The 12,854-nt window shown below is 71.8% G+C and carries 13 protein-coding genes and 1 riboswitch; of the genes, 6 read left to right on the plus strand and 7 right to left on the minus strand.

Annotated features, from left to right (window positions below):
• The 5 genes from ACFWY5_RS27980 to ACFWY5_RS28000 form a co-directional block, all read right to left on the minus strand.
• Positions 1-1,227: a VWA domain-containing protein gene (locus ACFWY5_RS27980; protein ID WP_379613012.1), complete on the minus strand. Its 1,227-nt coding sequence runs from the start codon at positions 1,225-1,227 to the stop codon at positions 1-3.
• Complete coding sequence (locus ACFWY5_RS27985; protein ID WP_379635301.1) at positions 1,224-2,588, minus strand: hypothetical protein; 1,365 nt, start codon at positions 2,586-2,588, stop codon at positions 1,224-1,226. The genes ACFWY5_RS27980 and ACFWY5_RS27985 overlap by 4 nt, the downstream gene beginning before the upstream one ends.
• Positions 2,588-3,079: a hypothetical protein gene (locus ACFWY5_RS27990; RefSeq protein WP_379613010.1), complete on the minus strand. Its 492-nt coding sequence runs from the start codon at positions 3,077-3,079 to the stop codon at positions 2,588-2,590. Before ACFWY5_RS27990 ends, ACFWY5_RS27985 begins: the two co-directional genes overlap by 1 nt.
• A 72-nt stretch (positions 3,080-3,151) precedes the next feature.
• Positions 3,152-5,047, minus strand: a complete 1,896-nt coding sequence (locus tag ACFWY5_RS27995) for a prolyl oligopeptidase family serine peptidase (RefSeq protein ID WP_379635303.1) — start codon at positions 5,045-5,047, stop codon at positions 3,152-3,154.
• A 50-nt stretch (positions 5,048-5,097) separates the two neighbouring features.
• The gene (locus ACFWY5_RS28000) at positions 5,098-5,601 is read right to left on the minus strand and encodes a MarR family winged helix-turn-helix transcriptional regulator (protein WP_379613008.1); all 504 of its coding nucleotides are present in this window, start codon (positions 5,599-5,601) and stop codon (positions 5,098-5,100) included.
• A 105-nt stretch (positions 5,602-5,706) separates the two neighbouring features.
• Between ACFWY5_RS28000 and ACFWY5_RS28005 the strand changes: the two genes are divergently transcribed.
• Both ACFWY5_RS28005 and tenA read left to right on the plus strand, forming a co-directional pair.
• The gene (locus ACFWY5_RS28005; protein WP_379635305.1) at positions 5,707-6,885 is read left to right on the plus strand and encodes an MFS transporter; all 1,179 of its coding nucleotides are present in this window, start codon (positions 5,707-5,709) and stop codon (positions 6,883-6,885) included.
• Positions 6,854-6,948, plus strand: a riboswitch (TPP riboswitch). (Overlaps the previous gene by 32 nt.)
• Complete coding sequence (gene tenA, locus ACFWY5_RS28010) at positions 6,936-7,607, plus strand: thiaminase II (RefSeq protein ID WP_379613006.1); 672 nt, start codon at positions 6,936-6,938, stop codon at positions 7,605-7,607. It overlaps the preceding riboswitch by 13 nt.
• Here the strand turns inward: tenA and ACFWY5_RS28015 are convergent.
• A complete protein-coding gene (locus ACFWY5_RS28015; RefSeq protein WP_379613005.1) occupies positions 7,588-8,097 on the minus strand; it encodes a hypothetical protein in 510 nt (169 codons plus the stop codon). The genes tenA and ACFWY5_RS28015 overlap by 20 nt on opposite strands.
• Before the next feature lie 71 nt (positions 8,098-8,168).
• On the opposite strand from ACFWY5_RS28015, the gene ACFWY5_RS28020 reads away from it, so the two are divergent.
• From ACFWY5_RS28020 to ACFWY5_RS28030, 3 genes are all read left to right on the plus strand, one after another.
• Positions 8,169-8,816, plus strand: coding sequence for a TetR/AcrR family transcriptional regulator C-terminal domain-containing protein (locus ACFWY5_RS28020; protein WP_379613004.1), 648 nt, complete (start codon positions 8,169-8,171; stop codon positions 8,814-8,816).
• Between the two features lie 34 nt (positions 8,817-8,850).
• The gene (locus tag ACFWY5_RS28025; RefSeq protein WP_379635307.1) at positions 8,851-9,816 is read left to right on the plus strand and encodes a zinc-binding dehydrogenase; all 966 of its coding nucleotides are present in this window, start codon (positions 8,851-8,853) and stop codon (positions 9,814-9,816) included.
• Between the two features lie 109 nt (positions 9,817-9,925).
• Complete coding sequence (locus tag ACFWY5_RS28030) at positions 9,926-10,426, plus strand: hypothetical protein (protein WP_379613001.1); 501 nt, start codon at positions 9,926-9,928, stop codon at positions 10,424-10,426.
• 40 nt (positions 10,427-10,466) lie between these two features.
• Here ACFWY5_RS28030 and ACFWY5_RS28035 read toward each other — a convergent pair whose 3' ends face one another.
• Positions 10,467-11,450, minus strand: coding sequence for a hypothetical protein (locus tag ACFWY5_RS28035; RefSeq protein ID WP_379613000.1), 984 nt, complete (start codon positions 11,448-11,450; stop codon positions 10,467-10,469).
• A gap of 30 nt (positions 11,451-11,480) precedes the next feature.
• On the opposite strand from ACFWY5_RS28035, the gene ACFWY5_RS28040 reads away from it, so the two are divergent.
• Positions 11,481-12,854 (plus strand): sensor histidine kinase (locus ACFWY5_RS28040; protein ID WP_379635309.1); only part of this gene is annotated, 1,374 nt, incomplete at its 3' end.

The following is a 12,854-nucleotide window of genomic DNA, read 5'->3' on the forward strand; positions in this document are numbered from 1 at the left end:
CTAGGTGTTCAGGAAAGTCTTGAGCTCGTTGACGAGCTTGCGGATGTGTCCGGAGATGACCGGTGTGCCGAGGGCTTTGAGCTTCTGGCGGTACCACGGGTCCACGCTGGCGTGGCCCGAGCTGTTCACCGAGCCCACCGGGATGAACTTGACTCCCGACTTGTGCAGCGCCTCGAAGTCCGTGATCAGCGACCGGTTGTCGTAGAAGTCGGAGATCCACACCATGACGGTGTTGCGCGGATCGGTGATCTTCGGGCGGGCCAGCGCCATCGCGACCGTGCCGTTGGTGCCGCCGCCGAGCGTGGTGCGCAGCAGCACCTCGAACGGGTCGTTCACCCACGGGGTCAGATCGAGCGCCCGGGTGTCGTACGCGACCAGGTGCACGTCCACCTTCGGCAGCCCGGAGAAGATCGAGGCCAGGATCGTGCAGTTGACCATCGCGTCGACCATCGAGCCGGACTGGTCGACGACCACGATCATCTTGGCCGGGGTGGTGCGCTTGGCGGTCTGCTTGTAGAAGAGCTTGTCGACGTAGAGCCGCTCGTCCTCGGGGCTCCAGTTGGTGAGGTTCTTCCAGATCGTGCGCTCAAGGTCGAGGTTGCGGTAGACGCGCTTCGGCGGTACCGACCGGTCGATCGTGCCCGCGCTGGTCTTCTCCACCTGCGTACGCAGCACCTGGGCGACCTCGTCGACGAACCGGCGGATCAGCGCCTTGGCGTTGGCCAGCGCCACGCCGGAAAGGTTCGCCTTGTCGCGCAGCAGTTGTTCGATCAGCGACATGCTGGGCGTGAGCTGCTTGGCGAGCTGCGGGTCGGCCAGCACCTCGCGCAGGTGCATGCGCTTGACCAGGTCGGCCTCGACCTTGCCCAGCTCGCCCGCGGCCTCGCCGCCGAACGCCTCCTGCAGCCATCCGGCGTCCTGCTTCCACCCGGCCAGCTGGGTGGCGCTGACCGTGCCGTTGCCGGTGGCGAACGTGTTGAGCAGCAGCTTCGACACCAGCGCCGCGTTGGTCACCTCGTCGCCGTCCAGCTTGCGCAGCCTGTCGGCCAGCTCGGGATGACGCTGCACCAGGTTGTCGATGGACACGCCCGGGTCGAGCAACGCGGGCGGCAGCCCGAGGTCGTCGACGATGGCGACGCTGGCCTTCTCCAGGGAAGGCTGCTCCTCGCCCTCGAACACGCGCGCCAGCAGGCGCCAGTAAAGGATCTGACGTCGGGTTTCCGTCATTTGCGCAGCAACCGTCCCGCTCGCTCCTTGAGCACCGAGACGGGATCGCCGGCCTTGGCGCCGCTCTTGAGCACCTTCTGGTCGGTGGGCCCCTGCGCCCAGTCGCCGTTGTGCGCGGCCACCGCCTCTTTCTTCACACTCGCCTGTACGGCCAGCGGTTGCAGGCGCCATCCCCCGCCGTCCCAGCGCATCAGCCCGATGCACGCGGTGGAGGCCTTGAGCAACTGGGGCGTCAGCGGCCCCGACTGCGGCAGCCGGTCGAGGTCGAAGGGCAGCTCGGCGCCGTCGAGCCGGATCACGGCCCCGTCGCTCTTGTAGCCCTCGACGAACACCGGCTCGGCGACGCGGACCGGGTGGCGGTCCAGCGGCGGCACCGCCGGCGCGCTCGCCCCGCCGAGCTGGACCCGGGCGGTGGCGAACGGGTCGCTGTAGGCGCCCACCCCGGCCTTGGCCTCCTGCCAGAGCAGGTCGCCGCCGGGCAGCAGCGTCATGCCGGTGATCTCCAGGCTGAGGTGCTTGGCCAGCGCGCCGGTCAGCACGGGGTAGTCCTGGAACAGCTGCCACACGAACGGCCCGGCGATCGTGTCGACCTTGGCCGCGGACACGCTGGTGCGCACCAGGCGGCCGTGCGGCTCCAGGATCGCGTGGAGCTGGATCTGCACGGCCGTACCGTGCTCATGGATGTCGACGCCGAGTGGCAGCAGCCGGCCGGAGACCTCCTCGGCGCCCTCCACCGCGCCCGTCTGGGTGAGCAGCAGGGCGCGCGCCCACAGGTCGGCCCAGCGGCGCACGGGCAGGTGTTCCATCGCGCCGACCGGGGAGGAGGCGCGCAGCTCGGCGGCGAGGCCGTCGAGCAGGACGCCCGCCCGGCGCAGCCGCGGCTCGGCCAGCATGCCCTGGATCGCCTGGTCGGCGGAGGAGGCGAGTTCGTGGTCGACGCCGCGCCAGCCGGTGATGGCCAGCTCGGCCAGCCAGGAGCGGCAGGCGCTGGTGAGCGGGTCGGCGGCCGGGGGCTGGGCGCCGTTCCAGGGGGCGCGGGTACGGCCGAGCGCGGTGTCGAGCCGGGCGAGCAGCGCGTCGTGCACCGCGCCGAGCAGCGTCGTGCGCGCTCCGGCCAGCGCCGTCAGGTGCTCCTCCGCGATCGAGCCCGCGGTGAGCTTCCCGGCGGCGTCCGCGGCCAGGGGGCCGAGGGGGGTGGCGGCGACGGCGGCGGCGAGCGCGGTCAGCGCCTCCGCGCGCTCCTCGCCCAGCCGGGCGAAGCCGTTGGCCAGCGCGTCGTCGAAGCCGGCCACCAGGCCGAGCGCCTCGTCGAGTCCGGGCTGCGGGCCTTCGCGCAGGGCCGCGAGCTGCGTGGCGAGCATCAGCTCACCGCCCCGAGCGAGGGGAACCAGTGCATCTCGGCGACCGGTTCGCTGGTGGCGGGCAGTTCGAGGTAGGCCAGGTGCCGCAGGAAGCGGCTGAAGACCACGGCGGCGGGGATGGACTCGTGCCCGCCGTCCAGGTTGCGCACCAGGTCGCCCGCGCGCTCGCCCTCGACGCGCAGGTAGCGGGCCACCTGGTCGAGGCCGTACTGCAGGACGGCCTCGTCGACCAGCGAGTGCAGGTGCTTGCACGGCGCGCCGCGCAGCCCGCCGCAGGGCCGGTTGTTGTTGGTGCTGCAGTTGTAGCCGTGGGTTCCGGCGGTGATCGAGGAGACGTACACCCGCTCGATGTCGGAACCGCTGGACACCACACCTTGCAGCCGGCCCTCCGCCATCTCGACGAAGGGCACTTTAGCCAGCTTGCGCGGCTGGAGCGGTGAGACCACCCGCAACGCGCTGAGCTGCTCCCACGCGGGTCTGTCCGCGTTCAAAGGACGACCTCCAAGATTGGTATCGGTCGATCAGTGAACGGGAATTTACCCGACCAGTCCGACAATTTCCGATCAACGAAAACGTTCGGCCGGCAGCGCTCGGCGCAGGAAGCCGAGCTGGTGCGCGAGGAGGAACTCGGCCGTCGGCCGGTGCCCCGCGCGGGTCAGCGGCAGCACCTCGTGCGGGCGCCCGGCCTCCAGCAGCGCGGCCGACAGGCGCAGCGTGTGCGCGGCCACCACGTTGTCGTCGGCCAGCCCGTGGATCAGCAGCAGCGGCCTGGTCAGCCGCTCGGCCTCCAGCAGCGGCGAGCACCGGTCGTAGGCCTCCGGGTGCTCGTCCAGCTGGCCGAGGTGACGCTCGCGCCAGTGGGTGTCGTACATGCGCTGGTCGGTGACGGGCGCGCCGGCGATCGCCGCGTGGAAGACGTCCGGCCGGCGCAGCACCGCGACCAGCGACAGGAAGCCGCCGAACGACCAGCCGCGGATCGCCACCCGGCTCAGGTCGAGCGCCGGCTCCAGCTTCGCCGCCTCGTGCAGGCCCTCGACCTGGTCGTCGAGCACCGGCTGGGCGATGTCGAGATGGATCGCGCGCTCCCAGGCGGGGCCGCGGCCCGGCGTGCCCCTGCCGTCCACCGCGAGCACCGCGTAGCCCTGCTCGGCGAACCACTGCGAGACGTAGCTGGCCCAGAACGGCTCGGCGGTCACCTTACGCATGGCCGGCCCGCCGTACGGGTCCACCAGGACCGGCAGCGGCCTGTCCTCCTCCCGGTGCCACGACGGCAGGAACAGCGCCGCCCGCAGCTCGCGCGGGCCCAGCCTGAGCAGGCGCATCCTGAGGTCGAGCACCGGCTTCTCGGCGTGGGAGACGATCTCCTCGCCGCTCGGGCGGATCCTGGCGCCGATCACCGTCGTGCCTCCGCGCGCGGTGTCGTCGAGTCCGGCCCGGCCGAGCTTCTCCAGGCCGGCGTCCGGGTGGTAGGACCACAGCTGGGTCTCGGTGGGCTCGTCGGTGGCGGTGAACAGCACGCTCTCGCCGTCCACCGACCGCACCTCGAGCAGGTTCAGGCCGGGCGGGGTGACGGGCCGCCCGCCGTACAGGAGGGTGCGGGTGTCGTCGCGGTCGTCGCTCGTGAGCCACACCCCCTTCCCGGTACGGCGCGGCAGCCCCGGCACCAGCGTCACCCAGGCGGCGTCACGCCGCTCGTCCAGGAGTTCCGTCCGCCCGGTGGCGGGATCGACGGCGAGAAGCCGGACCCGGCGCTGGTCGCGGCTCTGCACGCCGGCGTAGGGCCCGTGGGTGTCCCAGCCCGCGGCGGTCAGGTACTCGTCGTCGGCCTCGACCCGGATCCTCGTCCCGTCGAGATCGACGATCCACAACGTCACGTCGGCGTTGGCGGTCCCCACGGCCGGATACGGGAAGGAGCGCGACGGCCGCGACGGATCGGACGGATCGGCGAGATGCCAGCGCTGGACGGGCGCGGTGTCCACCCGCGCCACCAGCAACCGCTGCCCGTCGGGCGCCCACCAGAAGCCTTCGCGCCGCCCGATCGAATCGGGCGCGACGTACTCGGGCAGCCCCCACGTCACCTCCGGCCCGTCGGGCTCGGCCACGGCCCGGTCGCCGTCGCCGTCCACGCCGATGACCCGGAGCGCGCCCGCGCTGACGTAGGCGATGCGCTCGCCTGTGGGGTCGGGGCGGGGGGCGCGCACCGGCTCGGCCGTGGGCAGCGCTCCGCCGGCCGTGCACAGCTGCCCGTCGCGCTCGAAGGCCAGGACCCGGCCGTCGTCGTCGGCCGCGTACGCGGTGATGCCGGGCCCCGCGACCAGGCGTTCCTCACCCTGGGCATGAGCCCACAAGCTGCTGTCACGCAGGAAGAAAACGGTACGCCCGTCGGCGGAGACGGTGAAGGAGGACGGCCGGCCGAGCGTGAACCGCTCGGTGCGCGCGAGCTGGCTGAGAAAGGTCATGAACGCAGCATGGCCGCCCCCGTGATCACGGGAAGCGGCCCTCTCCATCTTCATTCTACCAGGCTCGTGTCTCCCAGCGACTCCAGCAAGGTGCGCAGCAGCCCGGCCAGCTGATCGCGCTCGGCGGGACCGAGGGCGGCCAGCAGGCGTTCCTCGTTGTCCACGTGCGCCCCGACGAGCCGGTCGACCAGCTCCAGCCCCTGCGGCGTGAGCCGGATCCGCACCGATCTGCGGTCGCCGCTGGCCCTGACGCGTTCGACGAGGTCCTTGGCCTCCATGCGGTCGATCCGGTTGGTGATGGCGCCCGAGGTGACCATGGCCGCCTTGAGCAGTTCCCCCGCGCTCAGCTCGTACGGCGCGCCGGACCTGCGCAGCGTGGCCAGCACGTCGAACTCCCATCGCTCCAGCCCGTGCTCCTGGAAGAACGTCTTGAGCTCGCCCCCGAACAGCAGGCTGAGCCGGGAGACCCGGCCGATGATCCCCATCGGGGAGGGGTCGATGTCGGGGCGTTCCCTCTTCCACTGGGCCAGCAGCATGTCCACCGCGTCGCTCATGGCGAAACCTCTTAACGTTCACAGATTTAGCGTTAACAGACTTGACGTTCACACAATAAAGTGGTGATATCTCAACGTTAAGATTATCAATGAGAGGTGATCGGCGTGTCCATCGTCACGCGAGAAGAGGTCTCACTGAAGGAATGGCTGGCCGTGGCGGCCGTGGCCGTGGGCACGTTCGCCATGGTCACCGTGGAGCAGTTGCCCGTCGGCCTGCTCACCGCCATCGGCGGCTCCTTGGACATCTCCGAGGGCGCCGCCGGGCTCATGGTGACCGTGCCCGGCCTGGTCGCCTCCGCCACCGCGCCCCTGCTGCCCGTGGCGATCGGGCGGCTGGACCGGCGTACCGTGCTGATCGGGTTGCTCAGCCTGATGGTGGTGGCCAACGCGGTCTCCGTGGTCGCGCCCAACTTCGGCGTCATGCTGGCCTCCCGGTTCCTGGTCGGCATCGGGATCGGCGGGTTCTGGGCGCTCGCGGCGGGCATCGCCGTACGGCTGGTGCCGGAACGTCACGTCGCGCGGGCCACCTCGCTGGCCTTCGGCGGTGCGACCGCGGCGAACGTGCTCGGCGTCCCGGCCGGGACGCTCATCGGCGGGCTCACCGACTGGCGGGTCGCCTTCGCCGCCGTCGGCGTGCTGGCCCTGCTGGTGGTCGGCGCGCTGCTGTGGCTGCTGCCGAGGATTCCCGCCACCGCCCCCGTCCGCCTGCGCGAACTGCCGCGCCAGTTCCGCAATCCGGTCGTCCGCGCCGCCGTCATCTCCACGTTCCTCGTGGTCAGCGGCCAGTACGCGGCCTTCACCTTCATCAGCCCGATCCTGCAGAACGTCTCCGGCGTGCCCGCCGACCTGATCGGCCCGGTCCTGCTCGGCTTCGGCGTCGCCGGAGTCGTCGGCACCTTCGTCGGCTCGTCCTGGGACGTCAGGCGCCGGGTCGTCACGCTGAGCGCGACCCTGGCCGTGATCATGGTGATCTTCCCGCTGGCCGGCACCACGCCGGTGACCGGTTCGATCCTGCTGCTGATCTGGGGCCTGGCCTACGGCGGCGCCCCCGTGGCCGTGCAGACCTGGATCCTGAAGGGCGCCGGAGCCTCGGCCGAGGCGGCGACCGCGCTGAACACCACCGTCTTCAACCTGGCCATCGCCTTCGGCGCCGCGTTCGGCGGGATCGTGGCCGACAACCTGGCCATCACCGGCGCCCTCTGGTTCGGCGCCCTCCTGATGGGACTCACCGCATTGGCGGCTGTTACTGTGAGCGCGCGACGCGGGGTGCCCGACAAGGGCTGAGATCCAAACCCGTCGAACCTGATCTAGTTCGGACTAGCGAAGGGACTGTCGTGTTCACCGACGACGCCTGGACCCAAACCGCCGGCCTGCTGCGGGCCATCCACGAGCATCCGTTCAACACCGCCCTGGGCGACGGCACGCTCTCCCGCGAGCGCTTCGCCTTCTACATCGTCCAGGACGCCCGCTACCTGGAGGCGTTCGCCAAGGCCCTGGCCACCGCGGCCGTCAGGGCGGCGGACCCGGACGAGATGGCCTTCTGGTCGCAGGCCGCCCACGACGCCATCGCCGCCGAGCGCACCCTCCACGAGGGCTACATCGAGCAGTACGGCCTGACGGCCGCCGACCTGACCGGCGTGCCCACCTCGCCCACGGCCCTCGGCTACTCCTCCTGGCTGCAGGCCACCGCGCTGTCGGCGCCGTACCCGGTGCTGGCGGCGGCGGTGCTGCCCTGCTTCTGGATCTACGAGGACGTCGGCACCGCGCTGGTGGGCCGCAGCTCCGAGACCCATCCGTACCGCGCCTGGATCGCCACCTACGCCGACCCCGAGTACGCCGCGTCGGTCACGCGGGCCAAGCAGATCACCGACCGCCTCGCCGCCGAGGCCGACCCGGCGCTCCTGGAGGAGATGCGGGCCGCCTTCGTGAAGGCGGCGGAGTTCGAGTGGATGTTCTGGGACAGCGCCTGGCAACTGGAGTCCTGGCCTACCGCGAAGTGGCTTTAGCCGCCCGGATCAGCAGCACCACGACGGCGACCGAGCCGGCGGTGGTGAGCACGAGCTTGGCCCAGCTGACGGTCGTCGCCCAGGCGGGCATGGCGCCCAGGGCCGCGGCGACCAGCGTGTGCGTGTCCACGCCGGGCAGCACCGGCTCCAGGAAGCGGGCCGTGAACACCTGGCCGGGAATGATGACGACGCCGAGCACGAGCAGGATCGGCTGGAAGATCCAGGAGAGGATCCGGCCGATCCGCCTGCCGGTCAGGTTGAGCAGCGCCAGGACCACCAGGATGACGATGATCACGATCGCCAGGCCCTCGCTGCCGGCGAAGCTGATGCCGTTCCCGGTCAGCAGTTCCAGGGGCTGGTTCTGGCGGGCCATCTCGGCCTCGGCGGCCCGCTGGGCGGCGGCGCCGTAGAAGGTCACGGAGTAGATCCCCAGCAGGAACGGGACCACGGTCAGTAGCTGGATCACCGCTGCGGCGATGCGGGCGTTCATGGATGTCTCCTCGTTTTTGAACTTAGTAAAACTGTAGGACGTAGTTGAACTAAGTGCAATACGATGGCGGCATGTCGCTGACCAAGGAGCAGATCGTCCTGGCCGCCGTCGAGGTCCTGGACGCCGAGGGCGTGGCCGGCCTGAACATGCGGCGGCTCGGCGCCCAGCTCGACTCGGCCGCGACCGCCATGTACTACCACGTCAAGAGCAAGGACCGGCTCGTCGAGCTGGCCGCCGACCACGTCTTCGGCGAGATCCGGCTGCCCGACTCAGCCGCCATGGGCTGGCGCGAGGCCGCCGCCGAACTCGCCCGCGGCGCCCACGAGATGATCGTCCGCCACTTCTGGCTGATCCCGGCCATGAGCACCCATGTCATCTACGGCCCCAACAAGGCCCGCTACGACGAGCACTGCCTGGCCGTCCACGAGACGGCCGGCTTCGGCGCCGCCGACGCCGACCGGGTCGCCGCGTCGATCCTGATGTTCGTGATCGGCGCCGCGCAGGGGGAGGCGGCCGAGTCCGCCCTGCGCGCGAAGGTACGCCGCGCGGGCGCCGACGAGGAGAAGCGGATGGACGAGGCGATGGCGGAGATGGTCGAGACCGCCCAGCGCTTCCCCCGCCTGCGGGCCCGCCTGGAGCCGGACTACCCCACCGGCGGCGACGCCTTCGAGTTCGGCCTCTCGTCGCTGCTCGACGGCCTCTTCGCCCGCCTGGCTTGACCTCAACCATGCTGGAGGTTGAAGGGTAGGGGGCATGAGAGCCATTCATGTGCGCGAGTTCGGCGGCCCTGAAGTCCTGACGCCCGTCGAGGTGCCCGACCCGGTCCCCGGCGCGGGCGAGCTGGTCGTCGACCTGGCCGTCGCCGACGTCATCTATCTGGACACCCTGCTGCGCGCCGGTTGGGGCGCTGACTACTTCCCCCGCGACCTTCCCTACGTGCCCGGCGGCGGCGGAGCGGGCGTGGTGTCGGCCGTGGGCGCGGGCGTCGACCCGTCCTGGGTCGGGCGGCGGGTGGTGGCCAGGTCGTCCACCGGCTACGCCGAGCGGATCGTCGCCGCCGCCGGCGAGGTGGTCGAGATCCCGGACGGGCTGGGATTCCGGGAGGCGGCGGCCGTACTGCATGACGGGGTGACGGCGCTGCTGCTCGCCCGCGACGGGGCGATCGTTAAGGGGGAGTGGGTTCTGGTCACCGCCGCGGCGGGCGGGGCCGGGTCGCTCCTGGTGCAGCTCGCCCGCGACGCCGGTGCCCGGGTGGCCGCGGCCGCGCGGGGCGAGAAGAAGCTGGACCTGGCCCGCGAACTGGGCGCCGAGGTCGTCGTGGACTACTCGGCCGAGGACTGGCGGCAGCGCGTACGCGCGGCCACCGGCGGCGTCGACCTCGTCTTCGACGGCGTGGGCGGGGCGCTCGGGCTCGCGGCGTTCGAGACGGCGGCCGAGGGCGGGCGCTTCATCACGTACGGCACCTCCGGCGGGGAGTTCACCACCATCGACCCGGACCTCGCCGAACGGCGCCGGGTACGCGTCCACAACGCGCTGGAGGCGGGCCCGCCCGAGCAGGACGAGGTCCGCGACGTGCTGGCCCAGGCGCTCGACCTCGCCGCGAAGGGCGTCATCACGCCACGCATCGGCGCCACCTTCCCGCTGGAGCGCGCCGCCGACGCCCACGCCTCCCTCGCCGAACGCGCCACGGTCGGCAAGTCGCTGCTGCTCGTCACCTGACGTCCGGCCTGTGCCATGCGCCGTTCCACCCCCATGGAACGGCGATGTCACGCCCCACGGGATGAGCGCGCCGCCAACGGAGTGCGGCGCACCACCCCGAGGAGAACCCTTGGTCACCACCATGAGCCGCCGGTTCGTCGCCGCGATCAGCGTCCTGACGGCCACGATCGCCACGCTGATGTTGTTCGTCGCGCCCCCGGCCAACGCCCAGTCCTGCAGGACCGACAAGAACGCCGTCATCTGCCTGGGCATCACCAAGGCCGGACCCGGCATCTACGACGTGCACATCGGCATCGACGTCACCATGAGCCAGAGCGACGCCCAGGCCATCATCGACGCGCCGGGCGAGCCGTTCTCGGCCAAGACGTTCGGCGAGGACCCCGCCTTCGACAACGCCCTCTTCGCCGTCCCCGTCAGCTGGGTCTCCGCCTGGTCCGGCGGCCTCAGCGCCGAGTTCGACATCCGCGTCGGCGGCAGCCGCCTCGACGAGGACAATTCGTGGACCGACAACAAGGACGACGTGTACGCGAAGGTCTGGCTGGTCGACGCCAGGATCAACAGGACCCACGAGTACCGCTCGGTCACCCTGCACGAGCACTACGAGCGATAACAGCCCCACCCGGTGAGCCCCGAGGCACCCGCCCCGTGGCTCACCGCCGCTCCGGGAACACGATCACCAGCAGATGCCCCACCCCGTCGTCGTGCGCGATCCGGTAGTGCGTCCGCACCCGGTAGCGTCCGGGCCCGGCGATCGCCAGGTTCGGCAGCCCCGACGGCCCCGCCAAGGGATCGTGCACCACGATCGCGCCGTCCGGGCTCACGTACGCCACCTCCTTGACCCGCTCCCACCCACGCGACTCCCGCGGGGGAGCCTGGCGATACGCCTCGGTGGTGACGCAGACCGGATAGTCCGCGGCCACCTCGAACGCCAGGCCCTCATCCGCGGATTCCTCGAACACCGCGAGCCCGGCTTCCGACAGGATCCACTGCCGGCCCGCGACCACCGGCTTGACCTTCGGCCGGTGCCTGCCCCGGTCGCAGGCCCGCCGGCTGTCGGCCTCCCACCGATCGAAGTCCTGCTCTTCCGCAGCCGCCCTCGGGCGCACCGGCGTCCGCTCACCGGTGTGCCCGGGCCCCTGGTCGGCCGTGGGGAGCAGGGTCAGCAGCGCCACCACGACCAGGACCGTCACCCGCCGGACGTTCAGGAGCCTCCGACCGGGAGCGCGCACCGCCGCGATCATGCACAACGCCGCCAGCGGCGGAAGCAGGTCGAGGCGAGTGAACGCCGACCAGCCCCACGTGTCCAGACATCCTGGGCTCAAGAACAGATCCACGAGGAAGCCGAACTGCTCAAGGCCGAAGAAGAGCAGCAGCAACGCCGCCAGCCACCGCACGATCTGCCGGGCGATCCACGGTTCCCACAGCCAGCACGTCACCACGACCAGGCCGACCGCCGGTATCCCCGAGTACCAGACCAGCGGAACCCAGTCCGCGATCGACCACAGCTCGGCGGCGACCACCTGATACAGGCCGATTCCGGCACACCCAATGCCGTCGGAAGGGCGGGCGAAGACCAGGTGCGCGTGCGTGAGCACCACGGCGACGCCCCACCATAACCACGATCTTGGCGACATGGCCCGACAAGATATCCCTATCCTGGAACGGTGTGGTGGGCAGGCTCGTTCGCGGCCGTCGCGGTGGTGGCGGGACTGTCCTTTTCCTGTACGGCCCGCGTCGTCCTCTGGTTCGTAGCCCTGGCCGGAGCGAGCGCGACAACCGTGACCCTGGCCGCCGGCGGCACCCCCGGCCAGGTCGCCGGAGTGGCCTTCCTGGCCGCCGGCCTCAGCGCCGCCGGCTGGGCACTCGGCAGGTCGGCACGGGTACGCGGAGCCAGGAGGCGCGCGTTCGCCGCGTACGCCTCGGGTGCGGCGGCGGTGCCCGGTCTGGCGGCCGAGGCCGAGCGGCACCGGCTGGCCGCCGACCTGCACGACACCGCCGCCCACCGGCTGACCGGCATCATGATCGGCGCCTCGTCCGCCCTGCATGTCCGGGATGGCCGGCTGACGGCTGAGGCGGGGGCGCATGCCGTACGGGAGGGGCGGCTGGTCGTCGCGGAACTGACCAGGCTGACCGAGCTCGACGCTCGCGCGGACCACGCGCGTCTGGCCGACCTGGACGCGCTCGTCGCCGGCTGGCCGGGGCGCGGGGTCGCCTACCGCAGGGACGCCGGGGACGTGCCGCCGCCGATCGCGGCGCTGGCGGTGCGGATCGTACGCGAGGCGCTGACCAACAGCCGGCGGCACGCCCCAGGCGTCCCGGTCGACGTGCTGGTCAGAGAGCATGGCGGGCGGCTGGTCGTCTCCGTCACCGACCAGGGACGAGGGGGCGCGGCCTTCGACGCGGGCAGCGGCTGCGGACTGGCGGTTCTGCGCTCGGAGGCCGCGGCCGCGGGCGGCTCCCTGGAGGCGGGCCCCACGGCGGTCCCTGCGGGGTGCGGCTGGCGGGTGCGTGCCGTGTTGCCGCTCGGTGACGGCGGGTCGCGGCGGGGGCGGTGGTGGAGCGAGCATGTCCGGAACTGGGCGCCGGTGGTCCTGGGCGTCGGGATTCCGGTGGGCGGGCTGCTGGTGCCCGATCCGGGCGACGTTCCGCTGCCGGCCAAGGAACTGGCGCTGCTCGTACCCCTGCTGATCCTGCACGCGCTCCCGCTGCGCTGGCACCTCGCGCGCCCGGTCCCCGCGCTCGCCGCGACCCTGTCCCTCTACCCGCTGATCGAGCTGGCGCGGGTCTCCGGCTGGCCGATCACCCCGGGCGGGGACCTCGTGCTGTGGTGCGGCTGGATCGAGTTGATCATGGTCTATGGCATCGGCGTCGCCCGCGGCCCGCGCGGCGTGCTCGCGCCGCTGGCCGTGGGCTCCACGGTGGGCGCCGCGCTGGCCTGGGGGCCGGGGATCGTCGGGAACCGGTTCGCCGCGTGGGCGGTGCTGAGCGCGTTCGTGCTGGTCCCGGTGGTGATCGCCTGGGCGGCCGGTGTGCTGCTC

This window comes from Nonomuraea sp. NPDC059007, assembly GCF_042740555.1.
Classification (GTDB): domain Bacteria; phylum Actinomycetota; class Actinomycetes; order Streptosporangiales; family Streptosporangiaceae; genus Nonomuraea.